We start from the raw sequence: 24391 nt of genomic DNA on the forward strand, positions 1-24391 counted from the left end.
ACGGATGTCTTCCCCGTCAGGGGCGGTTCCAGGCCTCCGGCCGCCTCCGGTGCGGCCCGGATCACACCTTTCCGATGCCGAGCGTCGTCTCCGAAGGCAGCAGCCCGGATCCGATCGCCGCCACCCACAGCGGCCCGAGCAGCGCGACGAGCCGCTCCCGCTCCGTCTCGCCGAGCACCCGCCACGGGGCGGCCGCCGCCTCATCGGTGCGGCGCTCGACCTCGGCCCGCAGGGCGCGGCCGGCCTCGGTCGCCGTCCCGTCCCCCGCCACCAGCCCCCGCTTCTCCAGCCGCTGGAGCGCGTCCTGCCACTCCCCCTCGCTCCATCCCCGACTGGCGAACACCTCGGGGCGGGCGGCGCCGATCGCCGCGAAGGACACCAGTGACTCGACCGGGTCGAGCCCGGCGTGCACGAGTGCGGCGAGGTGGCCGTCGCCCCGGTGTTCGCGCAGGACGGTCGCCGCGTGCCAGAGGGCGAGGTGGGGTTCGTCCGGCCACGGGAGCGCGGCGTCGGCCGCGGCGAGCGGCCGGTCCGCCGTGTCGGCGGCCTCCGCGACGCGCCGCAGCAGTGCGGCGGCCTCGGCGGTACCCGGCGCGGTGGCCTCCTCGCCCAGCAGCGTGCGGTACGCGCGGTCGACGGCACGCCCGCGGGCGGCGAGCACCGCCTCCGGCGAGGCCACGGACCAGATTCCCGGGACGTGGGCGCCCACCATGCGCGGGCTGAAGCTGAAGAAGGTCTCCCCGACCCGGCCCGCCCCGGCCTCCCCGAGCGGCGCCGCCCGCCAGGCGAAATAGCTCGGCCAGCGCTCGTCGACGGCGTACCCGAGGGCCGCGGCCTCCTCGAAGGCCTCCGGGGCGTAGTAGAGAACAGCGTGCAGGGGCTCCAGCAGGTGCCACATCTGCCGTACGCGACCCAACTCCTCGGACATGTCTCCGCCTTCCGCGACGCGTGGAATATCTAGTCATTGACAAGATTGAGTCTCCAGAGTGCGCCCCCGCGGCGAACTTGTCAATGACTAGATCGCGCGTACCCTGCTGTTCATGACCAGTGACCGCGCCTACCACCACGGCGACCTGCGGCGGGCCGTCCTCACCGCCGCCCTCGACGTCATCCGCACCGAGGGCCCCGCCGCGCTGAGCCTGCGCGACCTGGCCCGCCGGGCCGGCGTCTCGCACGCTGCCCCCGCCCACCACTTCAAGGACCGCACGGGCCTGCTCACCGCCATCGCCGCCGAGGGCTACGACCTCTTCGCCGACGCCCTGGCCGCCGCCCCCGACCTGCGCGAACGAGGCGTGCGCTACGTACGCTTCGCCGCCGAGCACCCGGCCCACTTCCAGGTGATGTTCCAGCCGGACCTCTGCCGCGACGACGACCCGGACCTCCAGGCCGCGAAGGCCCGCGCCACGGCCGAACTCCGCGCGGGCGTCGCCACCCTCGCCCCCACCGACACCCCCCGCCTGACAGGCGTGGCCGCCTGGTCCCTCGCCCACGGCTTCGCCACCCTGCTCCTCAGCGGCAACCTGGACGCCGCGGTGGGCGACCGCGACCCGGAGGAGGTGTTCCGGTCACTGACGGGGCTGCTGTTCACGCCGGACGGGGGGTAGGGGGCGGGACGCCCCGGCCGCCGGGTCACCACTGGCCCCGGGTGGGCACGGTCAGCCGATCCTCATCTCGTAGCGCAGCTTCTGGCGTCGTGGGGGCATGGCCATGACGTCGACCTGAATGGGCCGGTCCGCTCCGTCCAGGGTGAGGCGCGTCAGCTGTAGTACGGGATCGCCCGCCGCCACCCACAACTGCTCGGCCTCGTGTGCGGTGGCGGACCGCGCGGTCACCTCCTCGCGTACGCGCACGCCCGTATGGCCCAGCTCCGCCAGGAGCGCGACCGCACCGCCCGGGATCTTGGCCGTACCGGCGAGGCCGGTGCCTCGGGCGATGTCCAGCGGGTAGTAGGTGTCCGTCAACTCGCACGGCTCGCCGTCGAGATACATGATCCTGCGCCGGGCGACGACACTCCTCCCGGCCGGCACCCCCAGCAGCCGGGCGACCTCGTCCGGCGCCGCCACCTCCCCGGCCCGGACGATGCGCTGACTGCCCCGCCGGCCCCCGGCCGCGGCCTCGGCCGCCCAGACGTCCCCCCGAGCGCCGGGGGGCGGGGCGAGGTAGGGCGTCGATGTACCGACCCATTCGTTACCGCCCATGTCCTTCTCCTCCGCAGCCCGCGCCGACACGACACCCCAGCCTGCCTCAGACCGCCTCCGTGTCCCGCCCGGCCACGGGTGCGGTGTCCGCCTCCCCCGCCCCGAACGTCCCCGCGTCCACCCCGTCCAGCGACCGGATGCGCGGGATCGGGGAGGGCAGGAGCCAGAGCAGGGACAGGCAGCCGCCCGCCGCTGCGATCAGGAGGGTGGGGCGCAGGCCGAGGAGGGTGGCGAGGGCGCCGCCGGCCACGGCGCCCAGGGGGCGCACCCCGTAGTTGACCGTGCCGAACGCGCCCGCGACGCGGCTGCGCAGGTGGTCCGGGATCACCGCGGCCTGGAGGGAGTTGAGGTTGATGTCGAACAGCATGACGCCGAAGCCCGAGAGGAACTCCGAGCCGGCCAGCGTGGCGGCGCGGAGCCAGAGAGGGCCGTCCGCGACGGCGGCGAGGGCGATCGGGGCGGGGAAGAGGACCGCGCCCACGAGGATGCCCCGGCCGATCCCGATCCGGCGCGAGATGCGCGGCGCGCTCACCGCTCCGAGCAGCGCGCCGGTCGCCCCGATTCCCAGAGCGAGGCCGATCGCGCCGGCCGACAGGCCGAGGCCGCGCGTGGCGAACAGGACCACCAGGCCGCTGCCCGCGACGAACGTGAAGAAGTTGACCGTCGTCGCGCAGCCGAGGGAGGCCCGGAGCACCGGGTGGCGCACCACGAACGCCAGGCCCTCGCGGGCGCGTCGCAGCAGCGGGGGCGCCGCCTCGCCGGTCGTGGGCGCCTCCTCCTGGACCGGGATGCGGCCGATCAGCACCGCCGACACCAGGAACGTCAGCGCGTCCACCACGATCGCGACGGGTGCCGTCAGCGCCTGGATCAGCGCGCCGCCGATCGCGGGTCCCGCCACGTAGGAGGCCGAACGGCTGGTGCTGATCTTGCTGTTCGCGTCCACGTAGGACGTCCTCGGCACGAGCCGGACGAAGAACGGCGGGTACGCGGTGTTGAACAGCACCTCGCCCGCGCCCGCCAGGACCGCCACGAGGTACAGCTGCGGCAGCGTCACCGTCCCGAGGACGTACGCCACCGGCAGGCTCAGCAGCACCGCCGCGCGCAGGACGTCGGCGAGCACCATCAGGCGGCGTTTGCGCGGGCGTTGGTCCACCCACGCGCCCAGGAAGATCCCGAGCAGATTCGGCGCCCATATCAGGGCGGTCAGCCACGCCACCTGGTTGGCCGAGGCTCCCAGGGCGCTGACCGCGATCAGCGGCAGGGCCAGTTCCGTGATCCGGTCACCGAACTGCGAGACCGTGTTCCCGGCCCAGAAGCGGGTGAAACGCCGGTCCCTCCAGAGTGACAGCGCCCTCGCGGGCGGGGATATGCCGGGTGGTTGCGGGGAGGACTCCGGCGGTTGCGGGGAGGACTCCGGCGACTGCTCCGCGCCGGCGCTCATGACGTCCGCCCGCGCGTCCTGCCTTCTCCGGCCGCACCGCCGTCGTCTCCGCCGCTGCCTCCCCCGCCGTCTCCGCCGTCGTCCCTGCCGTCGTCTCCGCCGCCGTCTCCGCCCTCGCCGTCCGGCAGGACGTACCGCAGCATCACCACGCCCCGGCTCCCCTCGGGCCGATCGGCCGGGTCGCGGGTGACGTACGGGGCGAGCACGCGCTCGATGCCCTCGTGGATCGCGGCGAGTTCCTCCGCTGTCACCGTGACCCGGGTGTTGGCCAGGCCGGCGGCCTCGCGCCACGTCGGGTCGAGACCGGGCTCGGTCTCGGCGGCCCAGCGGGCCGGGAGGTCCCCGTAGCGCAGGAACATCTGGCGGGAGAGTTCCCGCGCGGCGGACAGGCTCTCGGTGTCCGCCGGGTCCTGGGACGCCTCGAAGCGGAAGCCGCGGGCCGCCGCCTCCCAGCGCCGGCTGCGGCGGTCGGGGCCGGGCTCGCTGTCGCGGACCAGGCCGAACGTCGCGAGGTGGCGCAGATGCCAGCTGGTCACCGACGGGGTCGCCCCCACGTACGGTGCCAGCTCGGTCGCGGTCGCCGGTCCGTCGCGGCCCAGCCGTTCGAGGATCGCGAGGCGCACCGGGTGCGCCAGGGCCCGCATTGCCTGCGGGTCGGTGATTTCGAGGTCGCCCATGCGGTTGCTGGAGTCCATGACGTGAGAGTGTCCTCTCACATAATGTGAGAGTCAACTCTCACAACTGGACTCCAGCAGACAGGCCGGGCCTTACGACCCCAGGATCGTCGTCAGGAACTCCCCCGTCCACGCCAGGAGTTCACGCCCCACGACCGGCTTGCCGCCGATCTTGCCCGTCGTCGGGCGCGGGACCAGGATCTGGTGGAGGGCCGGCTTGATGACCGTCTTGGGGTACAGACGCTTGAGCCGCAGCTCCTGCGACTCGCGCAGCTCCACCGGCGCGAACCGGATGTTCGGACCCTGGAGCACGATGTCGCCGACCCCGCAGGCGCGGGCCAGCATCCGCAGGCCGGCCACCAGGAGCAGGTTCTCGACCGGCTCCGGGAGCTTGCCGTAGCGGTCGGTCAGCTCCTCGCGGACCGCCTTGATGTCGTCCTCCGAGGAGGCCGAGGCGATGGCCCGGTACGCCTGGAGGCGCAGCCGCTCGCCGGGGGCGTAGTCGTGCGGGACGTGCGCGTCGACCGGGAGCTCGATCTTGACCTCCAGCGGCGGCTCCTCCTCCACACCGCCCTCCAGGGACGCCCGGTAGTCCGCGACCGCCTCGCCCACCATGCGTACGTACAGGTCGAAGCCGACGCCCGCGATGTGGCCGGACTGCTCGCCGCCCAGCAGGTTGCCCGCGCCCCGGATCTCCAGGTCCTTCATGGCCACGTACATGCCCGCGCCCATCTCGGTGTGCTGGGCGATGGTGGCCAGGCGTTCGTGGGCGGTCTCGGTGAGCGGCTTCTCCGGGGGGTAGAGGAAGTAGGCGTAGCCGCGGTCGCGGCCACGGCCGACGCGGCCGCGCAGCTGGTGGAGCTGGGAGAGGCCGAAGTTGTCGCCGCGCTCCACGATCAGGGTGTTGGCGTTGGAGATGTCGATGCCGGATTCCACGATCGTCGTGGAGACCAGCACGTCGAACTTCTTCTCCCAGAAGTCCACCACCACCTGCTCCAGGGCCTGTTCGGACATCTGGCCGTGGGCCGTCGCGATCCGGGCCTCCGGGACGATCTCGCGGAGGCGGGCGGCGGCGCGGTCGATCGACTCGACCCGGTTGTGGATGTAGAACGCCTGGCCCTCGCGCAGCAGTTCACGCCGGATGGCGGCGCCGATCTGCTTCTCCTCGTACGGGCCGACGAAGGTGAGGACCGGGTGGCGCTCCTCCGGCGGGGTGGTGATGGTCGACATCTCGCGGATGCCGGTCACCGCCATTTCGAGCGTACGGGGGATGGGCGTCGCGGACATGGTCAGGACGTCCACGTTGGCGCGGAGCTTCTTCAGCTGCTCCTTGTGCTCGACGCCGAAGCGCTGCTCCTCGTCCACGATGACCAGGCCCAGGTCCTTGAACTTCGTCTCCGAGGAGAAGAGCCGGTGGGTGCCGATGACCAGGTCGACCGAGCCCTCCCGGAGCCCTTCGAGGGTCGCCTTGGACTCGGACTCCGACTGGAAGCGGCTCAGCGCGCGTACGTTGACGGGGAACTGGGAATAGCGCTCGGTGAACGTGCCGTAGTGCTGCTGGACCAGGAGCGTGGTGGGGACGAGGACGGCGACCTGCTTCCCGTCCTGGACCGCCTTGAACGCCGCCCGGACCGCGATCTCCGTCTTGCCGTAGCCGACGTCTCCGCAGATCAGCCGGTCCATCGGGACCGACTTCTCCATGTCCTCCTTGACCTCGGCGATCGTCGTGAGCTGGTCGGGCGTCTCCACGTACGGGAAGGCGTCCTCCAGCTCGCGCTGCCAGGGCGTGTCCGGGGCGAAGGTGTGGCCGGGGGCCGCCATCCGGGCCGAGTACAGCTTGATCAGGTCGGCGGCGATCTCCTTGACCGCCTTCTTGGCGCGCGCCTTCGTCTTGGTCCAGTCCGCGCCGCCGAGCCGGTGCAGGGTCGGGGCCTCGCCGCCGACGTACTTGGTGACCTGTTCCAGCTGGTCGGTGGGGATGTACAGCCGGTCGCCGGGCTGACCGCGCTTGGCGGGGGCGTATTCGACGAGCAGGTACTCGCGGGTGGCGCCCTGGACCGTGCGCTGCACCATCTCGATGTAGCGGCCCACGCCGTGCTGCTCGTGGACGATGTAGTCGCCCGCCTCCAGCGTCAGCGGGTCGATGGTCTTGCGGCGCCGGACCGGCATCCGGCCCAGGTCCTTGGTGGCGGTGCGCTGTCCGGTGAGGTCGGTCTCGGTGAGGACGGCGAGCTTCAGTCCGGCGTGGACGAAGCCGTGGTCGATGGCCCCGCAGGAGACGTGCACGACGGACGGGGAGATCTCGCCGAGGTCCGGGTCGAGCCGGGCCGCGATCCCCTCGCCGCCCAGCATCTCGACGGTACGGGAGGCGAGCCCCTGGCCCTCGGTGACGTACACCGTGCGCCAGCCGTCGGCCAGCCGCCCCTTGGTGTCGGCGAAGGCCCGCGCGGTGTCCCCCCGGTACGCCTCGGGGGCCTGCATCCCGAGCGACAGCGTGTCCGCGTCCAGCTCCGCGTCGGCGGCGAACGGAGAGATCGACCACCACATCATGTCCAGCTCACGGGCCCGGTCACGGACCTCCGCGATGCCGCGCAGCGAGGCCGCGCCGACGTCGATCGGGGCCTCGCCGCCGCCCGCCGACGCCGCCCAGGACGCCTGGAGGAACTCCTGACTGGTGGCGACCAGGTCCGCGGCCCGGGTGCGGACCCGCTCCGGGTCGCACACCACGGCCATCGAGCCCCCGGGCAGCACGTCGAGCAGCAGCTCCATGTCGTCCACGAGGACCGGGGCCAGGGACTCCATGCCCTCGACCGCGATGCCCTGGGCGATCTTGTCGAGGAGTTCGCCCAGCTCGGGGTGGGCCTCGGCGAGCGCGGCGGCCCGCTCGCGCACCTGGTCGGTCAGCAGCAGCTCACGGCAGGGCGGCGCCCACAGACCGTGCTCGGCGACTTCGAGCGACCGCTGGTCGGCGATCTTGAAGTAGCGGATCTCCTCGACGTCGTCGCCCCAGAACTCCACCCGCAGCGGATGCTCCTCGGTCGGCGGGAACACGTCCAGGATGCCGCCGCGCACGGCGAACTCGCCGCGCTTCTCGACCAGTTCGACCCGAGCGTACGCGGCTGCCGCCAGCGCCTCGACGATCTCGCCGAGGTCGGCGTTCTGCCCGGTCCGCAGCGATACGGGCTCCAGGTCGGCGAGCCCCTTGACCTGCGGCTGGAGCACCGAACGGATCGGCGCGACGACGACCGAGACGGGCCCGGTCTCCGGGTCGTCGGCCCGGGGGTGCGCCAGGCGCCGCAGCACGGCCAGCCGGCGGCCCACGGTGTCGGAGCGGGGCGAGAGGCGCTCGTGCGGCAGGGTCTCCCAGGACGGGAACTCCGCGATCGTGTCCGGCGGCAGCATGGTGCGCAGCGCGGCGGCCAGGTCCTCCGCCTCCCGCCCGGTCGCGGTGACGGCGAGCACGGTCCTGCCCGTGTCCCGGGCCAGCGCGGCCACGGTGAAGGGCCGCGCGGCCGGCGGGCCCACCAGGTCGATGTGCATCCGGTGGCCGTCACCGGCGGCCTTCACCGCTTCGTCGAGCGCCGGATCACGTACGACGACATCCAGCAGACCGTGCAGGCTCATGAAGGGCTTCCGTCCGGGTGAGAAAAGTGGGCTCCGACAGCCGGCTGCCGCCAGGGCACGCTGCCCCGGGGGCAACGCGAAGGGCCCGACGCGTAGCACGAGCCGGGGTTCCAAGCGTACGACTCCGGACCGGCAGCCGCTTGCGCGACAGGGGCGCCGCCCGTCCCGGACGTGCGCACGCGCCCCGGCCCCGGACGGCTCCCCGGCCGCACGCGATCCGGCCCCGGCGCGTTCGGAGGAACGCGCCGGGGCCGGATTCGTCAGTCTGCGGGCGCCCGCCTCACCCGTCCGTGGCGATCGCGTTCAGCACGTTCATCCGGCCGGCCCGGAAGGCCGGGACCAGGGCGGCGAACAGACCGACGAAGGCGGAGGCGACGAACACCGTGATGATGGTCGGCCACGGGATCTCCAGGACCCCCAGGCCCTCCAGGGCCAGCAGCTTCTGGGCCGAGGTGCCCCAGCCCATGCCCAGGCCGAGGCCGAGCAGGGCGCCGAACAGGGCGATGACCACGGACTCCAGCCGGATCATCCGGCGCAGCTGGCGGCGGGAGAGGCCGATGGCGCGCATCAGGCCGATCTCACGGGTCCGCTCGACGACCGAGAGGGCCAGGGTGTTCACCACTCCGAGGACCGCGACGATGATCGCCAGGGCGAGCAGGCCGTACACGACGTTCAGGAGCTGGCCGATCTGGTCCTTCAGGTCCTGCTTGAAGTCGGCCTGGTTCTGCACCTTGTACTGCGGGTACTTCGCGATGGAGCTCTTGAGCGCGGCGTAGGCCGCCTTCTCCTCGCCGTCCTTCGCCTTGGCGAACATGATCATGTTCTGCGGCATCTGGTCGGCGGCCACGTACCGCTGGGCGGTCGCCATGCCGATGTACATCGCGCCCTGGTCCAGGCTCGTGTCGTCCGAGGTGATCGCGGCGACCTTCAGCTTCGCCTCGTCGCCCGACTTGAACGCGACGGTGATCGTGTCACCGGTCTTGATGTGGTGCGCCTCGGCGTAGTCGCTGCCGACCGACATGGCGTCCTTGCCGTACGCCTTCTCCAGGTCACCGGAGAGGACCTCGCGCCGCACGTCCTGCCGGTAGGTCGGGTCGGCCGCCGTGAGGTGCTCGTCCTGGGACTTGCCGTCGGGGCCGGTGATCTTGGCGGAGACGACCTTGTAGTGCGTGAGGTGGTCGATGCCGGGTGCCTTCGCCAGGGCCTCGGCGGCCTGCGGGACGATGAGCTGGCCGTTGGACGCCTGGACGATGAAGTCCGCGCCGACCGACTTGTCCAGCTCGTCGGTGGCCGAGGCGACCATGGAGGAGCCGACCACGGACAGGCAGGCCACCAGGGCCAGGCCGATCATCAGGGCCGCGCCGGTCGCGCCGGTGCGGCGCGGGTTGCGCAGCGCGTTGCGCTCGGCCAGCCGGCCGACGGGGCCGAAGAACCGCAGGAGTACGGCGCTGAGGGCCCGTACGACGAACCCGGCGAGCAGCGGGCCGATGATGATGAAGCCGATGAGGCTGAGGACCACGCCGAGGCCCAGGAAGCCGGAGCCGTCGCTCGCCTTGTCGACCTGCGTCGTCCACCACAGGCACACGGCGCCGATGCCGGTGACGACCAGGCCGATACCGGCCCTGACCCATCCGGACCTGGCGTCGGCCGGGGTTCCGGCGTCGCGCAGGGCGGCCATGGGCGAGACCTTGCCGGCCCGGCGGGCGGGGATGTAGGCGGCGAGGACGGTGACGATGATGCCGAGCGCGAGGCCGGTCACCGGAGTCGTCCAGGCGATGGTGAGGTCGTCGGTGGACAGCTCCATGCCGACGGCGCCCATGACCTTCATCAGGCCGACGGCGAGCCCGATCCCGGCGCCGACGCCGAGGATCGATCCGAAGATGCCCAGGAGCACCGCTTCCAGCAGCACCGACCGGTTGACCTGCTCACGGCTGGAGCCGATGGCCCGCATCAGGCCGATCTCGCGGGTCCGCTGGGCGACCAGCATGGAGAAGGTGTTGACGATGAGGAAGATGCCGACGAGGAAGGCGATCCCGGCGAAGCCGAGCATGGCGTACTTCATGACGTCGAGGAACGACCCCATGGAGTCCTTGTTCTCGGCGGCCGACTCCTCCTGCGTGAGGATCTTGTACGCGGCCGAGCCGGCGAGCTCCTCGGCCACGTTCTGCTTCAACCGGACGTCGCTGAAGCCCGGTTCGGCGGTGATGGAGATGTGCGAGAAGACATCGGGGGCGCCGAGGAGGTAACGCTGGGCGGTGGCGGTGTCGAGGTAGACGACGGCCGCGCCGGGGTTGGTCACCTTGAAGGCGGCGATGCCGCTGATCTTGCCCGTGACGTCGCCGTTGGCCGCGATGGTGCGCAGCTCGTCGCCGATCTTCAGATCGTGCTTCTCGGCGGTGTCGGCGTCCACCATGACCTCGGCGGGGCCGCGCGGGGCGTGGCCGGAGGTGATCTCCATGGACCGCAGGTCGTTCTGCGTCCAGTTGCCCGCGAGGGTCGGGGCGCCGGTGTCGGAGCCCATGTTCTTGTTGTGGCTGTCGACGACGGTGACGGCCGCGGTGGAGATTCCGCCCTCCGCCTTCTTCACCCCGTCCACCTTGTCGAGCCGGTCGAGAACGGAGGCGGGCACCGATTCCGGTTTGCCGTTCTCCGGGATGTCGTCGACCTTGGCCTTCTTGGGGCTGACGGTGACATCGGCGGAGGTGGCGGCGAAGAGCTTGTCGAACGTGGTGTTCATCGTGTCGGTGAAGACGAGCGTCCCGCAGACGAACGCCACCGACAGCAGGACCGCGACGGCGGAGAGCGCCATGCGTCCCTTGTGCGCGAAGAAGTTGCGCATCGAGGTCTTCCACACGGTCATGAGGTCCGCCCGCGCGCGTCGAAGTCCTTCATGCGGTCCAGCACCTGGTCGGCGGTGGGGTTGTGCATCTCGTCCACGATGCGCCCGTCCGCGAGGTAGAGCACCCGGTCCGCGTAGGAGGCGGCGACCGGGTCGTGGGTGACCATGACGATGGTCTGGCCCAGCTCGTCCACGGACCTGCGCAGGAAGCTCAGCACCTCGGCACCGGCCCGCGAGTCCAGGTTCCCGGTCGGTTCGTCACCGAAGATGATCTCCGGCTGGGCGGCCAGGGCCCGCGCCACCGCGACGCGCTGCTGCTGCCCGCCGGACAGCTGGGTCGGGCGGTGCTTGAGCCGGCCCGCCAGGCCCACGGTCTCCACGACCTGGTTCAGCCACGCGGCGTCGGGCTTGCGGCCCGCGATGTCCATCGGCAGCGTGATGTTCTCCAGGGCGTTGAGCGTCGGCAGGAGGTTGAACGCCTGGAAGATGAACCCGATGCGGTCGCGGCGCAGCTGGGTGAGCTTCTTGTCCTTGAGGCCGGTGATCTCGGTCTCGGCCAGGTGGATCTGACCGGACGTCACGGTGTCCAGACCGGCCAGGCAGTGCATCAGCGTCGACTTGCCGGAGCCGGAGGGGCCCATGATCGCGGTGAACTGGCCCTTGGCGATGTCGACGTCGACGTGGTCCAGGGCGACGACCCGGGTCTCGCCCGTCCCGTACGCCTTGACGACCTGCCGAGCCCGCGCAGCCACGGCCGTACGCCCTCCAGTGCCCCCGTGCCTGGGAATGGTTACAGCCGTTGTCACGGTTTATCTCCTATGTCGGTCGGCGCTGGTTCGTCGCCGTCTGCTGTGAAGTCTGCTGGCTGGAGGGGGTCCGGCGCGCTGGTGCCCGGCGCAGTCTTCCGGTGGGGTTTTCCCCACCCCGCCCCCTGCGGTCCGCCCCTCCGCGGTACGACAACACGCTACGGAACGGGGTGACGTGGGCACGTCCTCCGGCGGGACGAACGGCCCCTGGGCCGGAGTAAGGAGCTACCCCTAGGGGGCTGGGCCCCTGGGTGGACGGGTATCTCAGGGACTGCGCCCAAGGGCCCACACCGCTGGGTGGGGACGGGCGCTCGAAGCGGGCGGTACGGGCAGGCGGTACGGGGCGGCCGCGAAGGCCCCCGCTACCGGCGTCCCGCCCTGGGGGCCAGGGCCGCGCGCAGGGCCGGGACGAGGGCGGCGCGGGTCTCGGCCGGGGTGAGGGCGGAGGGGGTGGGGAGCGGGTTGAGGTAGCGGGTGTAGATGATCCCGCCGAGTACGGTCACCACGGCGGTGGCACGGGCGGTCGCGTCCCGGCCGCCGAGAAATTCAACGAGCCGCCCCAGCAGCTCCTGTTCCAGGTACTCGCGGATCACCTCGGCGGCCGTCCCGCCCCGGGCGGTGAGCCGGCGGAAGTCGGCGTCCTCCCACAGGCCGGTCACCGCGTCGATCAGCCGCGCGGGCAGGGTCGCCGGATCACCGCTCAGCACCTCGTCGACCGTCAGCGCGCCGGCGCACTGGAACTGCATCACCTCGGCGAACAGGCCCTTCTTGGACCCGAAGTGGTACGAGATCAGGGCGGCGTCCACACCGGCCGCACCGGCCACGGCGCGCAGCGTCGTGGCCCGGTAGCCGCGCTCCAGGAACAGCGCACGCGCCGCGACGACGACCGATTCCCGGGTCGGCGGGTTGCCCCGGGGGCGCCCCCGGGGCCTGGCGGCGGCGGACCGGGCGTTATTCATCACCGTTGAGCGTGCGTGGCGTGATCCGCAGAGTCAAGGGCGTTCCGGCCGCCCCACGAAGGAAGCACCCACACCATGCGCATCGCAGTCTTCGGAGCCAACGGCCCGACCGGCCGCCACCTCACCGACCAGGCTCCAGGGCCTGTACGACGGATCTTCGCGGGCCCGCGACGCCTGGCACGCACTCTCGCCGCACGCCCGAATCACCCAAGTACGTCCAGTACGAGGCAGATCCGGGCGCACGCCGAAAGCACGCACCAGACGCCGCGTGCTGCTCCACGAAAATCCGCCGGACAGGCCCTGGCCGCCGGCCACGAGGTCGTCGCCGTGACCCGCAGGCCCGGCTCCCTGCCCGCCCGCCCCGGCCTCACCCCGGCCGTCGCCGACGCCACCGACCCGCAGGCCGTCGACGCCGCGGTCGAAGGAACGGACGCGGTCCTCTCCGCGCTCGGCGCCCGCTTCAGCAAGCAGCCGATCACCCTGTACTCGCGGAGCGCCACGGCCATCACCGAGGCCATGGCCCACCACGGCGTCCGGCGGCTGCTCGTCATCAGCTCCAGCATCGCCGACCCCGGCTGGCGCCCCACCGGGGCGCACTTCTTCAACCATGTGCTCGACCCGCTGGTGAACCGGCGCCTGGGCCGCACCCTCCACGCGGACATGGGCCGTATGGAGGGCATCGTCCGCCGCACCGCTCTCGACTGGACCCTGGTACGGCCGTCGGGCCTCTTCGAGCACCCGGCCGTCACCGACTACCGCACCGCCCCGTCGAGCGCCGACGGCGTCTTCACGGCCCGCTCCGACCTCGCCGCGAGCATGCTGCGCGAACTGGAGGAGCGGCGCCATGTCCGTACGGCCATGGGTGTGATCACGACCGCCGTGAAGCCGAACATCGCCAAGCTCATCTGGAACGAGGGCGTGAAGAAGAAGTGAGCCGGTACCTGCCCCGGCTCACGCCCACCGCGAGCGACTTCCTCACCCTCCCCCGTACCGCCACCCTCACCACGCTGCGCCCCGACGGCACCCCGCACGTGGCTCCCGTCCGCTTCACCTTCGACGCGTCCACGGGCCTGGCCCGGGTGACCACCAGGGCCGGTGCCCGCAAGGCGCGCAATGTGTCGGCGGGCGGCCCGGCGGCCCGGGTCGCGCTCTGCCAGGCCGACGGCTTCCGCTGGATCACCCTCGAAGGCCGGGCCTCGGTGGCCGGTGACCCCGTACGCCTGGCGGAGGCCGTACGCCGTTACACCGCCCGCTACGGGGCGGCCCCGCCCGACCCGCCGGACCTGGCCGTCATCGAGGTCGCCGTCGACCGCGTCCTGAGCCTCAACGTCTGAGCCCGCACCGCCCTCCCTCTTCGTGAAAGCGACGTGACCCCGCCATGCCCACCGTTCCCGTCCTCGGCTCCACCGTCCACTACCGCGAGTCCGGCGACCCGGACGGCCTGCCGTTCGTCTTCCTCCACGGCAATCCGACCTCCTCCTACCTGTGGCGCGACGTCCTGCCCGGGGTGGCCGCGCCCGGCCGGCGTCTGCTGGCCCCCGACCTCATCGGCATGGGCGAGTCCGGCCGGCCCGGCATCGCGTACACCTTCGACGACCACGCCCGCCATCTCGACGCCTGGTTCGATGCGCTCGGCCTGACCGAGGCCGTCCTCGTCGGCCACGACTGGGGCGGCGCGCTCGCCTTCGACCGCGCCGCCCGGCTCCCGCACACCGTCCGCGCCGTCGCCTTCACCGAGACGATCGTGAAACCGCTGTACGGTGACGAATTCCCGGATGCCGGACGGCAGTTGTTCACGCTGCTGCGCACCCCGGGGGTGGGCGAGAAAATGGTCCTGGAGGATTCGCTGTTCATCGAGGGGCTCCAGGACACCCTGGCCACCCCGCTCGACCCCGCCGCCCTCGACGCCTACCGGCGGCCCTTCCCCACCCCGGACAGCCGCCGGCCCGTCCTGGCGTGGACGCGCATGATGCCGCTGGACGGGGAACCCGCCGATGTCGTGGCCCGGATCGAGCGCTACGACGCCTGGCTGGCGTCCAGCCCCGAAGTCCCCAAGCTCCTGGCCGCGTTCGAGCCGGGGCCCGGCGCCATGACCGACCGGGCGGCGGTGGCCTGGTGCGAGGCGAACATCGCGGGCCTGGAGGTCTCCCGGCACGGCGTCGCCGGGCACCACACCCCGGAGGACCGCCCCGAGGAGCTGGCGTCGGCCATCGGCGACTGGGCGGACCGCCACGGGCTCGGGCGCCCGCCGGTCACCGGCTGAGACGGTCCGCCGCGTCGTCCAGGAGCGCCGACTCGGCTTCGTCCAGGTCGAGTTCGGCCGCCCGAGCCGAGTCCTGGACGGACGCCGGGCGGCTGGCTCCCGGCACGGGCACCATCGCCGGGGACCTGGCCAGCAGCCAGGCCAGGGCGACCTGCTGGGGGCTGACACCGCGCTCGGCGGCGACACGGTGGAAGGCGGTGCCCTCGGAGGCCGGCCCCGACGGGCCGTCGAGCGCGCTGCGCGAGATTCCGCCGAGCGGACTCCACGGCAGGAAGGCGAGGCCCGAGCGTTCACTCAGCCTCAGCTCCGCCTCGCTGCCGCGCACGGCGGGCGAGTACTGGTTCTGCACGGAGACCAGGGCGTCGCCCAGGAGGACCCGCGCCGCACGGATCTGCCCGCTGGTCACGTTGGAGATCCCGGCGGCGCGGATCGTACCGGCGTCGAGCAGCTCGCGCAGCGCGCCGACGGAGTCCGCCCACGGCACCCCGGGGTCCGGCTTGTGGAGCTGGTAGAGGCCGATGGCTTCGACGCCCAGGCGCCCGGCGGACTCCTCGGCGGCCCGCCTCAGGTGCTCGGGGGTGCCGGTGACGGTCCAGCTGCCGTCGCCGGGCCGCCCGCGCCCGCCCTTGGTGGCGACCAGCACGCCGGAGGTGTCGCCGCCGTAGCTCCGCAGCGCGCGGGCGACGAGGCGTTCGTTGTGGCCCCTCTCATCGGCGTGCCAGTGGTAGCTGTCGGCGGTGTCGATGAGGGTGATGCCCGCGTCGAGCGCGGCGTGGACGGTGGCCATGGCCCGCCGCTCGTCGGGGCGTCCTTCGATGGAGAGCGGCATGGCTCCCAGGCCGATGGCACTGACCTTCAGCTCTCCGATGGTGCGGTATCGCATGGGCGTACTCCTCAGGAGGCGGGGGCGGCGGACGCGGCGACCGCCTCGGCGGCGACGGCGGGCAGCCAGTCGGCGGTACGGGAGAAGGCGAAACCCAGCTCCTTCGCCCGGCGGTTGCTCATGGCGTAGAACCGGTCGAAGGAGAACGGGCCCGCCTGCTCCCCCGGGGCGACGGTCCGGTGCACGGGCAGGACGCCGCTCGCCGCCGCGACGACGGCGGTCAGGCCGGTCACGTCGAGCAGGCCGTCGGAGCAGGCGTTCAGCGGACCGGTGAAGCCGGTGCCCGTGGCCGCCCACGCCAGCAGGCCGGCCAGCTCCGCGTAGTGGATGAAGACGCTGGGCTGCTCCTCGCGGTGGACGGCGATCTCCTCGCCCCGGCCGACGCGCTCCACGTAGTGCGCCAGGCGGCCGGTGAACTCCTGGTCGCCGCCGCCGAGTACGTGGGCGCTGCGTACGGAGGCGAAGGCGAAGGGGCCCTCCCGGGTGAACACCGCCTCGGCCTGCCGCTTGCCCTCGGCGTAGTGGGCCTCCAGATAGGCCGGGTCGTGCCAGGGCAGGTCCAGCCGCACCCGCCAGCCGGCCGGGTCCACGCGCTCCTCCGCCACGGGGACGCCGGGGGTGGCGGGCGCCGGCGCGACCGTCGCCGGATCGTAGACCTCGATGGTGGAGGTCATGACGTACCGCGCGGTGCGGTCCCGGAAGACGCGCACGGCGATCGCGGCCTGGACCGGGGTGTAGCAGACCTGGTCGACGACCACGTCGAAGGTGCGCCCGCCGAGCGCGGCGGTGAGGGCGGCCTCGTCGTCGCGGTCCACGACGAGGTGCTCGGCGCCCGGGGGCGGCGGGGCGGAGCCGCGGTTGACGACCGTGACCCGGTGCCCGGCCTCCAGCGACCGTTGGACCAGGAGCTTCCCGAAGTACCGGCTTCCGCCGATGACACAGATCCTTTGCATGCCTCCATCCTGGAGACGTACCGTCAGCAGCAGAAGTACCGGCTCACTGAACCCGTATGAAGGAAAACTGTTGATCGATGTGCAACGGCTCCGCGTGCTGCGGGCCGTGGCCGAGCACGGCAGCTTCAACCGGGCGGCCGCCGCCCTGCGGCTCACGCCGTCGGCCGTCTCCCAGCAGGTGGCCGCCCTGGAGCGCGGGCTCGGCGCCCAGGTCGTCGTGCGCAGCACGCGCGGGGTCACCCTGACCCCGGCGGGCCGGATCATGGTCGGCGCCGCCGAGTCGGTCGCCGCCGAACTCGCCCACGCGCAGCGGCAGGTCGGTGAACTCGCCACGGGCCGGACCCAGCTCACCGTCGCCACGTTCACCAGCGGGGGCAGGCTGCTGCTCCCCGGCGCCCTCGCCGAGCTGACGGCGGCCCACCCGGGCACGGTCGTCCACATCCGGGAGTACGAGCCCGAGGACAGCCTGCCGCTGGTCCGCCAGGGTGCCGTGGACCTCGCGCTCGCCTACCACTTCGACGGCCCGCTGCCCGGCCGGCCGGGGCCGGGGCACGCTCCGGAGTGGACCGCGCTCATGGACGACCCCCTCGGTGTCGTCCTGCCCCTGGACCACCGCCTGGCCGCCCGGGACTCCCTCGACCTCGCCGAACTGGCCGGTGAGCCGTGGGTGCTCGGCTGCCTCAAGACGGAGGCGTACCTGCGCCGTTACGCCCGGCGGGCCGGGTTCGCCCCGGACATCCGGGGCACGACGACCGACTACTTCTTCGCCCGCTCGCTCGTCGCCGCGGGCCTGGGCGTCTCGCTGATCCCGTCCGTCGCGCTGACCCCGGAGATCCCCGGCCTGCGCACCGTCCCGGTCGGCAGTCCGGCCCCGGCACGGCACATCGGCGCCGCGACCCTCGGCCATCCCCGCGCCCGCCTCCAGGTCACCGCCCTGATCCGGGCGCTGCGGAGACAGGCGGCGGCATGGCGGGAGCGGCCTGCCGGCTGACAGACCGCTCCCGGTTCATATGGTTCGTACTGCTCAGCCCTTGGCCGCCGCCACCTCCGGGGCGGCGGGGGTGGCGGACTTGTCGCCGCCCGTGAGAGCGGTACGCACGGCCGGGATGAACGCCGAGATCGCGACCGCGACCAGGGCGACGCCGCAGCCGAAGATGAGGCCCATGCGGAATCCGGCCTCGGAGGTGATCGTGAAGCCGCCCGCCTCGGTGGTCATCTGGGCGAGGATCGCACCGATCACGGCGGCGCCGATCGAGGTGCCGAGGGCGCGCATGAGGGTGTTGAAGCCGTTGGCCGCGGCCGTCTCGGAGGCCGGGACCGCGCTCATGATGAGGGCGGGCATCGCACCGTAGGCGAGGCCGACGCCGCTGCTGCTGACCATGAGGAACAGCATCAGGCCCCAGGCGGAGCCCATCAGCAGGATGCCGAGGCCGTAGGCGGCGGCGATGACCAGGACACCCGAGATCAGCGTGAACTTCGGGCCGCGGGCGTCGGTGAGCTTTCCGCCGAACGGGGAGACGATCATCATCATGATGCCGCCGGGGGCCATCCACAGACCGGCCTGGAGCATCGACTGGCCGAGCCCGTAGCCCGTCGCCTCGGGGAACTGGAGCAGCTGGGGCGCGATCAGCATCCCGGCGTACATGCCGAAGCCGACGAAGAGCGACGCGACGTTGGTGATGAGCACCCGGGGGCGGGCGGTGGTGCGCAGGTCGACCAGCGGGTCGGTGGTGCGCAGTTCCCAGAAGCCCCAGGCCAGCAGCACCACGACGGCGGCGACGAACAGGCCGATCGTCGTGGCCGAGGCCCAGCCCCACTCGGAGCCCTTGGAGACGCCGAGGAGCAGGCAGACCAGGCCTACGGCCAGACCGAGGGCGCCGGGCACGTCGAAGCGCTGCCCCTTGGCGCCGGCCGGGACGTCCGGGATCAGGAACCAGACCAGGGCGAAGATGATGACGGCCAGCACGGCCGAACCCCAGAACAGCACCCGCCAGTTCGCGTACTGGGCGACCGCCGAGGCGATCGGCAGGCCGAGGGCGCCGCCGATGCCGAGGGAGGCGCTGACCAGGGCGATGGAGGAGCTCATCTTCTCCTTCGGCACCACGTCACGCAGCAGGGCGATGCCGAGCGGCACCATGCCCATGCCCATGCCCTGGAGGCCACGCCCGATGATCATGGGGACCACGGTGGAGGAGAGCGCGCAGACGACCGAGCCGACGATCAGCGGGACCGCACAGGCGAGCAGCATGCGGCGCTTGCCGAGCAGGTCGCCCAGGCGGCCGGAGACCGGCACGCAGACCGCGGAGACCAGCAGGGTGACGGTGATCACCCAGGCGGCGTTGGAGGACGTGGTGTTCAGCAGCTTGGGCAGCTCGGCGATGAGCGGCGTGACCAGGGTCTGCATGACCGCTGCCACGGTGCCGGCGAAGGCCAGCGTGGCGACGACACCACCTGACCTCGCTGTCGGCTGGGGGGCTTCCATGAGGTGGGACTCCTTGAGGGGCTGTGGTCCCGCCTACCGGGACAGCGACATGCATCGTACATGCCTAATGTGTCATACACCTTATGTGTGCCGTACACACTCGTGCGAGAATGGGACCGCCGCCCGGAACCCGACGTTCCACCGACCCGGCGCAGAAGCAGGAGGCCGCAGACATGACCAGGCCCACAGAAGAGGTGGAGTACGAGCAGATGCTGCTCGGCCGCCACAGCCTCGCCGACCACCGGGGCGGGCGGCACAAGTACGCCCTCATGGACCGCAGCGCGTACATCCTGCTGAGCCGCCTCCGCGTCCAGGGCCCCATGTCCAACGGCGAACTCAGCGACGCCTTCGGCCTCGACGCCTCCACCCTCAACCGCCAGACCGCCGCCGTGACCCGGGCCGGGCTCGCCGAACGCATCGCCGACCCCGACGGCGGCATGGCCCGCAAATTCCGCATCACCGACGCGGGCACCGAACTGCTCGACGCCGAACGCGAACGCGTCGTCCACTCCCTGGACCAGGTCATGCACGACTGGCCGGACGACGACATCGCCGCCTTCGCCGGCTACCTCAAACGCTTCAACACCAGCATCGAAGAACTCTCCAAGCGCCCCTGGCCCCGCCCCTGAGCCCCCGGGCCCCTCGCCGGGAGACCGTCAGTCCCGCCCCGGGGACACCCGGCCGGTGAGCGCCGCGAGCGAACTGCGCACATGCGCCATGTGCGCCTGGACCTCCTCGCGGCCCTCCTCGTGCTCCCGCAGAATCCGCTCGGTCTCCCGCACCACCCGCTCCTCACGCATCCGCGCCCCCGAGACCAGCTCGGCCGCCCGCGCCTCGGCGTCCTCCTGACCGTGCCGCGCGGCCTCCTCGGCCTCCGCACGCGCCCGCCGCGCCTCGTCGAGCCCCGCCCGCGCACGCTCCAGCAGCTCCGCGTGGGCCGCCTCCAGCGCCGACTCCGCGTCCGCCAGCTCCGTCCCCGCAGCCGCCCACCGCTCCGCGTGCTCCTGCTCCTGATGGGCCAGCACACTCTCCGTACGGCTGCGGGTCGCCGCCATCGCGGCCTCCGCCTCCTCACGCAGCCCGGCCGCCTCGATCCGGGCCGCCTCCAGCGCCTCCCCCGCCGCACCCTCCGCGGCGGCCACCACCTCATCGGCCCGGCCCACCGCCGCCGCCCGCACCGCCTCCGCGTCCGCACGCGCCGACTCACGCAGCGCCCGCGCCGCCGCGTCCGCCGCGTCCCACAGCGCCCGCGCCTCCTCCTGCGCGGCGCCCCGCACCGACTCCGCCTCCTCATCGGCCAGCGCCAGAATCCGCCGCGCCCGCTCCCCCAGCGACGCGTAGTCCTGCGGCGCCAGCCGGGCGACGGCCTCGTCCAGCCGGGCCGACTCCGCCTCCAGCCGCTCCGCCAGCTCCGTCAGCCGCGCCACCCCCGCCACGGCCTCGTCCCGCTCCGCGGACAGCGCGGCCACCGCACGGTCCACCTGCTCCGGGCGGTACCCACGACCCCGTACGCCGACGAAGCCGTGCGCGGACACCGGTGCAGAACTCATCCTTGACGCCTCTTTCCGATCTTCCCGACTCCGGGGTCGGACCATCGAGCAATACGTCAAGGATGCGGCAATTGGTCAAGAAGTCTGAATCGATGGAGTGCTTTCCGGACGGAAGCGACCGGCATCACACACGACGAGGAACGGCGTCAGGGACGGCAAAGGCGTGGTGCCCGGCCCCCCCGAAGAGGACCGGGCACCACGCCCTTCGCACGCGACGGTCAGATCAGCCCGTCCCACATCTGCTCCAGCAGCACCGACCACCAGCTCTCCGGCGACGCCAGCGCCGCCGCGTCCAGCGCCACCAACTGCGCCTGGAAGTCCACCGTCCAGCGGCCCGCCTGCTCCGGATTCAGGCCGTAGCGCAGCCGCCACATCCGGCCCAGCAACGCCATGCAGCGGGTGAACTCCGGCAGCCCCGTGTTCACGAACTGCGGCGCGACCGGCGCACCACCGGGACCCGCCTCCACCGGCACCGCCACGATGTGCGCCGTGCCGTACTGCACACAGATCGCCCGGCCGAAGTCCGAACCCATCACCAGGTACGAGCCCGCGTCCGACGCCGGCTGCACCTGCCGCTGCGCGGCCAGCTCCGCCAGCGTCGGCACCACCGGCTGACCCGGCTGCGCCCAGAAGAACGGCCCGAAGTCGGCGGGCAGACCCGCCCACACCAGCGTCCGCGCCACGACCTCCGGCACCCCCTGACGGGACACCGCACGCTGATCGAAGCGCAGGACACCCTGCGGACCGAACGTCTGCAGCATCTCCTCCGCGATCGCCTCCGGCGGCAGCGGAGGCGCCGGCTGCATCTGCGGCAGCGGCGCCCGCACCGGGGCCGGCCGCGCGGGACCGTCCGCCACCTGGTGCAACTCGCCCTGGTGCGTCAGCAGATGCTGCATGCCCTGCTGCCGGCTGGCGTGATCCGTGCCGTACGGGGCGACGGACGTGATCCGCACCTGCGGCCAGGTCTCCCGGATCATCCGCGCACAGTAACCACCGGGCAGCTCACACGACTCCAGCTCCGTGTGCAGCTCGATGACCTGCTGCGGCGGCACGTTCATCGCCCGCAGCTCGTGCAGCATCTGCCACTCCGGGTGCGGCGTACCCGGCGCCGAGCGGCGGATCAGCTGCTGCTCGCTGCCGTCCGGCGCCCGGAAGCGCAGCACGGCCTGATAGCCCGGACCGACGGTCGGCTGCCCGGCCGGCGCCTGCGGATAGCCGTACGCCGCCGGCGGCGGGGTGTGCCCGGCCGGCGCACCCATCGGCGCACCGGGCGGACCCGGCGGACCCGGCGGCTGCGGCGCGCCAGGACCCACCTGCCCGGGACCGGCGAGCATCGTCGCCGCGTGGTGCACCCCGCCCGCGGCGGGCGGCGGCGTCGCACCCGGCGGCGGGGGCGGCGGCTGCGGCGCGCCGGGAGGACCGGGCACACCGGGCGGACCGGGCGGCTGCGGCGCGCCCGGAACCCCCGGCGGACCGGGCGGCGGCGGGGCCTGCGGGCCGACCGCGCCCGGCTCGGCGAACATCGTGGCCGCCTGGTGCACCCCGCCGTCGGACGGAGGCGGCGTGGCACCGGGCGGGCCCAGCTGCGAGACCAGCTGCGTCGGTACGTACCCGCCCGCCGGGGCACCGGGCGTGCCCGGACCCGACGGCGGCGGCACCGGGGCACCCGGCCGGGCCCCCGGAGCGCCCGGAGCACCGGGCGGCGGCGGAGGCGTACCCCCGCGCGGCTTGCGCGGCGCCACCGGCGCCTTGCTCGTGGCGGCGTCGGCGATGTCCCCGGCACCGGGGACGCCGGGCCGGCCCGGCGGCGAGGGCTGCGGGCCAGGGGCGGGCGGCGGGGGCGGACCGGGCACGCCCGTCCCCGGAACCGGCGGGCCGGGCACGGGCGGCGCGGGATCGGCCGGGCGGCGCGGGGCCATCCCCGGCGCGATGGCCGTCTTCGGGAGCTGGCTGCCGCCCGACATCAGCGCCGTCGGAGCGTCCGCCGGTACGACCGGGGGCGGCTCCTCCTCGTCGTCGGCACCCGAGAGCGGCGGCGCGAACACCGTCGCCGGCAGCCCCACCTCCGCGTCGTCCGTGTTCGCGTTCGTATCGGTGCCCGCCCACGGCGTGGCCCCCACCGGAGGCTGGAGCGACGACGCCGGAACACCGTCCGACGCGGTCGGCTCGTACGCGACGGCACCACCCTGCGACGGCGACGAGGGCTCCGACGGCGCCGGAATCGGAGACGGTGCGGGGATCGGGGAAGGCGCGGGCGGCGGGGTGTCCGCCACCGCCTCCGCACGGTCCGCGCTCTGAGCCCGCCGGTCCGGGATGCCCAGCTTGTCCGCCGCGTCCTGGAGCCACTCCGGCGGGCTCAACAGGAACGACGTCTGATTCAGATCCACCCGCTCCGGCGGCGCCGGAGCATCCGGAGCCGCCTCCTGCGCCCCGTACTCCTCCTCGTACCGCCGGATCACCTCACCGACCGGCAGCCCCGGCCACAGCGTCGCCTCACCGCTGTCCCGCGCGATCACCAGCCGCTGCCGGCCCCCGTCCGAGACCGGACCGTCCACACGGTCCTCGGCCCACACCACGAAGCCCAGCTCGAACTCACGTACCCGCACCTCACGGTGCTGGTACGCCGGAACGTCACCGTTGACCCACTCGTCCGCCCGCTCCTGCGCCTGTGCGAAGGTCACCATCGCGCTCACCCCTCCACCGGGACGGCCTGCGCGAAGCCACCGTCCACCATCAGGTTCGCCACCGTCTCCAGCTCCGGCGGATTACCCGCGAGACGCTGGAGGAACGCGTCGAAGTCGTCACCGCACGGCAGCAGCAGCCGCTCCACCCGCTCCTGCACCGTCCAGCCGTCCTGGTCCCGGGCATCGTCGTACGCGCAGAACCACACCGAACCGAGACCCTCGCCCCGCACCTTCACCGCGAGCAGACCCCCCTGGACGAACGCGACGCCCAGGTAGTCCTTCGTCAGGTGGTCCCGCAGACACTTGTTGACGTACACCAGATCGTTCACGGCGGCCTCCTCGCGCACCGTGAAGAACGGCTGGTCGATCAGGAGACCCAGCTCCGCGTCGAGCGCCGCGCCCACCGGGGCCGAACCGCCGGCCGCCTTCAGGAACGAACGGTAGGCACCCGGCAGCCGGTAGCCGAGATCTTCCTCGACGCCCAGGATCTGCTGCTCGCTCACCGCCACGGCCCCCTTGGGAAGCCGGAAGTGGGCGGGCCGCGTCTCCTGCAACGGGCGCGTCCCCCGCTTGTTCTGGTCGACCTCCGTCGACGCGAGCCCCCCGTGGTGGCGCAGCAGCGCCTTCACCTCGACCGGGACCAGCTCCATCCGGCGGCCCCCCGGCACGTGGTGCCAGGTCCAGCCGTGCGGCGTCGCCACCGACGGAATCGTGTCCCACAGCTCGTGTCCGGCCGCCGCCATCGCCGCGTTCGCCGACACGTAGTCCGTGAGCCGCAGCTCGTCCACACCGAAACCCTGCGGGGGCTCCGCGATCTCCGCCGCGGCGCGCGCGTACGGCGCGAAATCCGGACAGCCGTTCCCGTCCATACGCACCCCTCTGGGGTGACGGGACGCCCGGACCGGGTCCGGGAAGTGCACGAGCTGCCCGGCATAGGCCGCGTTCGGTGGCGCGGCTTGCTGCCCGAGCCGACCTGTCGTCATGGCGGTTGCCCCCTGCTGCGTCTGGCTGATGAGGACCGACCCAGGGGGTGGT

At 73.0% G+C, this 24391-nt stretch carries 20 protein-coding genes; 6 read left to right on the forward strand and 14 right to left on the reverse strand.

The genetic code is table 11. The features are described 5' to 3' along the window. Positions 1-61: 61 nt before the first annotated feature. Positions 62-928 carry an SCO6745 family protein gene (locus P8A18_RS12790; protein WP_306054285.1) on the reverse strand — a complete coding sequence of 289 codons (867 nt, stop codon included), beginning with the start codon at positions 926-928 and terminating at the stop codon, positions 62-64. Between the two features lie 112 nt (positions 929-1040). Here P8A18_RS12790 and P8A18_RS12795 point away from each other — a divergent pair, with 112 nt between their 5' ends. Beyond that, positions 1041-1604, forward strand: a complete 564-nt coding sequence (locus P8A18_RS12795; RefSeq protein WP_306054287.1) for a TetR/AcrR family transcriptional regulator — start codon at positions 1041-1043, stop codon at positions 1602-1604. 51 nt (positions 1605-1655) lie between these two features. Here the strand turns inward: P8A18_RS12795 and P8A18_RS12800 are convergent, their stop codons facing one another. From P8A18_RS12800 to P8A18_RS12830, 7 genes are all read right to left on the reverse strand, one after another. Next, positions 1656-2198 (reverse strand): GntR family transcriptional regulator, encoded by a 543-nt coding sequence (locus P8A18_RS12800; RefSeq protein WP_306054289.1) that lies wholly within the window; start codon positions 2196-2198, stop codon positions 1656-1658. Positions 2199-2244: 46 nt separating this feature from the next. After that, positions 2245-3639: an MFS transporter gene (locus P8A18_RS12805; protein ID WP_306054291.1), complete on the reverse strand. Its 1395-nt coding sequence runs from the start codon at positions 3637-3639 to the stop codon at positions 2245-2247. After that, the gene (locus P8A18_RS12810; protein WP_306054293.1) at positions 3636-4334 is read right to left on the reverse strand and encodes an ArsR/SmtB family transcription factor; all 699 of its coding nucleotides are present in this window, start codon (positions 4332-4334) and stop codon (positions 3636-3638) included. Before P8A18_RS12810 ends, P8A18_RS12805 begins: the two co-directional genes overlap by 4 nt. Positions 4335-4406: 72 nt before the next feature. Next, a complete protein-coding gene (mfd, locus tag P8A18_RS12815; protein ID WP_306054295.1) occupies positions 4407-7937 on the reverse strand; it encodes a transcription-repair coupling factor in 3531 nt (1176 codons plus the stop codon). A 280-nt stretch (positions 7938-8217) separates the two neighbouring features. Next, entirely contained in the window at positions 8218-10797 is a 2580-nt protein-coding gene (locus P8A18_RS12820) for an ABC transporter permease (protein ID WP_306054297.1), read from the reverse strand. Continuing rightward, a complete protein-coding gene (locus tag P8A18_RS12825; protein WP_306054299.1) occupies positions 10794-11582 on the reverse strand; it encodes an ABC transporter ATP-binding protein in 789 nt (262 codons plus the stop codon). The genes P8A18_RS12820 and P8A18_RS12825 overlap by 4 nt, the downstream gene beginning before the upstream one ends. A 362-nt stretch (positions 11583-11944) precedes the next feature. After that, complete coding sequence (locus P8A18_RS12830) at positions 11945-12541, reverse strand: TetR/AcrR family transcriptional regulator (RefSeq protein WP_306054302.1); 597 nt, start codon at positions 12539-12541, stop codon at positions 11945-11947. Between the two features lie 300 nt (positions 12542-12841). Here P8A18_RS12830 and P8A18_RS12835 point away from each other — a divergent pair, with 300 nt between their 5' ends. The 3 genes from P8A18_RS12835 to P8A18_RS12845 are packed head-to-tail and all read left to right on the forward strand — an operon-like array spanning position 12842 to position 14804. Further along, positions 12842-13474, forward strand: a complete 633-nt coding sequence (locus P8A18_RS12835) for an NAD(P)-dependent oxidoreductase (protein WP_306060867.1) — start codon at positions 12842-12844, stop codon at positions 13472-13474. Further along, positions 13471-13875, forward strand: a complete 405-nt coding sequence (locus P8A18_RS12840; protein ID WP_306054304.1) for a pyridoxamine 5'-phosphate oxidase family protein — start codon at positions 13471-13473, stop codon at positions 13873-13875. The genes P8A18_RS12835 and P8A18_RS12840 overlap by 4 nt, the downstream gene beginning before the upstream one ends. A gap of 44 nt (positions 13876-13919) precedes the next feature. After that, positions 13920-14804 (forward strand): haloalkane dehalogenase, encoded by an 885-nt coding sequence (locus tag P8A18_RS12845; protein ID WP_306054306.1) that lies wholly within the window; start codon positions 13920-13922, stop codon positions 14802-14804. Here the strand turns inward: P8A18_RS12845 and P8A18_RS12850 are convergent. Continuing rightward, entirely contained in the window at positions 14794-15687 is an 894-nt protein-coding gene (locus P8A18_RS12850) for an aldo/keto reductase (protein WP_306054308.1), read from the reverse strand. The two genes, P8A18_RS12845 and P8A18_RS12850, sit on opposite strands and share 11 nt — an antisense overlap. Before the next feature lie 11 nt (positions 15688-15698). Beyond that, entirely contained in the window at positions 15699-16640 is a 942-nt protein-coding gene (locus P8A18_RS12855; RefSeq protein ID WP_306054310.1) for an NAD-dependent epimerase/dehydratase family protein, read from the reverse strand. Positions 16641-16710: 70 nt separating this feature from the next. On the opposite strand from P8A18_RS12855, the gene P8A18_RS12860 reads away from it, so the two are divergent. Beyond that, complete coding sequence (locus P8A18_RS12860; protein WP_306054312.1) at positions 16711-17631, forward strand: LysR family transcriptional regulator; 921 nt, start codon at positions 16711-16713, stop codon at positions 17629-17631. A gap of 33 nt (positions 17632-17664) precedes the next feature. Here P8A18_RS12860 and P8A18_RS12865 read toward each other — a convergent pair whose 3' ends face one another. Beyond that, a complete protein-coding gene (locus P8A18_RS12865; protein ID WP_306054314.1) occupies positions 17665-19122 on the reverse strand; it encodes an MFS transporter in 1458 nt (485 codons plus the stop codon). Between the two features lie 173 nt (positions 19123-19295). Here P8A18_RS12865 and P8A18_RS12870 point away from each other — a divergent pair, with 173 nt between their 5' ends. Continuing rightward, on the forward strand, positions 19296-19751 hold the full coding sequence (locus P8A18_RS12870) for a MarR family winged helix-turn-helix transcriptional regulator (RefSeq protein WP_026250116.1): 456 nt from the start codon (positions 19296-19298) through the stop codon (positions 19749-19751). A gap of 27 nt (positions 19752-19778) precedes the next feature. Here the strand turns inward: P8A18_RS12870 and P8A18_RS12875 are convergent, their stop codons facing one another. The 3 genes from P8A18_RS12875 to P8A18_RS12885 all read right to left on the reverse strand — a co-directional run bounded on the left by P8A18_RS12875 (position 19779) and on the right by P8A18_RS12885 (position 24339). After that, positions 19779-20672, reverse strand: coding sequence for a coiled-coil domain-containing protein (locus P8A18_RS12875; protein ID WP_306054316.1), 894 nt, complete (start codon positions 20670-20672; stop codon positions 19779-19781). 218 nt (positions 20673-20890) lie between these two features. Beyond that, positions 20891-23356, reverse strand: a complete 2466-nt coding sequence (locus tag P8A18_RS12880; RefSeq protein WP_306054317.1) for an SUKH-4 family immunity protein — start codon at positions 23354-23356, stop codon at positions 20891-20893. A gap of 5 nt (positions 23357-23361) precedes the next feature. After that, entirely contained in the window at positions 23362-24339 is a 978-nt protein-coding gene (locus tag P8A18_RS12885; RefSeq protein WP_306054319.1) for an SMI1/KNR4 family protein, read from the reverse strand. Positions 24340-24391 lie beyond the last annotated feature (52 nt).

The sequence above is a fragment of the Streptomyces sp. Mut1 genome (assembly GCF_030719295.1).
Classification (GTDB): domain Bacteria; phylum Actinomycetota; class Actinomycetes; order Streptomycetales; family Streptomycetaceae; genus Streptomyces; species Streptomyces castrisilvae.

Excerpts from the sequence above, each read along its gene's own strand:
- P8A18_RS12790 (WP_306054285.1), bottom strand. The coding sequence starts at position 928 with ATGTCCGAGGAGTTGGGTCGCGTACGGCAGATGTGGCACCTGCTGGAG.
- P8A18_RS12795 (WP_306054287.1), top strand. The coding sequence starts at position 1,041 with ATGACCAGTGACCGCGCCTACCACCACGGCGACCTGCGGCGGGCCGTC.
- P8A18_RS12800 (WP_306054289.1), bottom strand. The coding sequence starts at position 2,198 with ATGGGCGGTAACGAATGGGTCGGTACATCGACGCCCTACCTCGCCCCG.
- P8A18_RS12805 (WP_306054291.1), bottom strand. The coding sequence starts at position 3,639 with ATGAGCGCCGGCGCGGAGCAGTCGCCGGAGTCCTCCCCGCAACCGCCG.
- P8A18_RS12810 (WP_306054293.1), bottom strand. The coding sequence starts at position 4,334 with ATGGACTCCAGCAACCGCATGGGCGACCTCGAAATCACCGACCCGCAG.
- mfd (WP_306054295.1), bottom strand. The coding sequence starts at position 7,937 with ATGAGCCTGCACGGTCTGCTGGATGTCGTCGTACGTGATCCGGCGCTC.
- P8A18_RS12820 (WP_306054297.1), bottom strand. The coding sequence starts at position 10,797 with ATGACCGTGTGGAAGACCTCGATGCGCAACTTCTTCGCGCACAAGGGA.
- P8A18_RS12830 (WP_306054302.1), bottom strand. The coding sequence starts at position 12,541 with ATGAATAACGCCCGGTCCGCCGCCGCCAGGCCCCGGGGGCGCCCCCGG.
- P8A18_RS12845 (WP_306054306.1), top strand. The coding sequence starts at position 13,920 with ATGCCCACCGTTCCCGTCCTCGGCTCCACCGTCCACTACCGCGAGTCC.
- P8A18_RS12850 (WP_306054308.1), bottom strand. The coding sequence starts at position 15,687 with ATGCGATACCGCACCATCGGAGAGCTGAAGGTCAGTGCCATCGGCCTG.
- P8A18_RS12855 (WP_306054310.1), bottom strand. The coding sequence starts at position 16,640 with ATGCAAAGGATCTGTGTCATCGGCGGAAGCCGGTACTTCGGGAAGCTC.
- P8A18_RS12865 (WP_306054314.1), bottom strand. The coding sequence starts at position 19,122 with ATGGAAGCCCCCCAGCCGACAGCGAGGTCAGGTGGTGTCGTCGCCACG.
- P8A18_RS12870 (WP_026250116.1), top strand. The coding sequence starts at position 19,296 with ATGACCAGGCCCACAGAAGAGGTGGAGTACGAGCAGATGCTGCTCGGC.
- P8A18_RS12875 (WP_306054316.1), bottom strand. The coding sequence starts at position 20,672 with ATGAGTTCTGCACCGGTGTCCGCGCACGGCTTCGTCGGCGTACGGGGT.
- P8A18_RS12880 (WP_306054317.1), bottom strand. The coding sequence starts at position 23,356 with ATGGTGACCTTCGCACAGGCGCAGGAGCGGGCGGACGAGTGGGTCAAC.
- P8A18_RS12885 (WP_306054319.1), bottom strand. The coding sequence starts at position 24,339 with ATGACGACAGGTCGGCTCGGGCAGCAAGCCGCGCCACCGAACGCGGCC.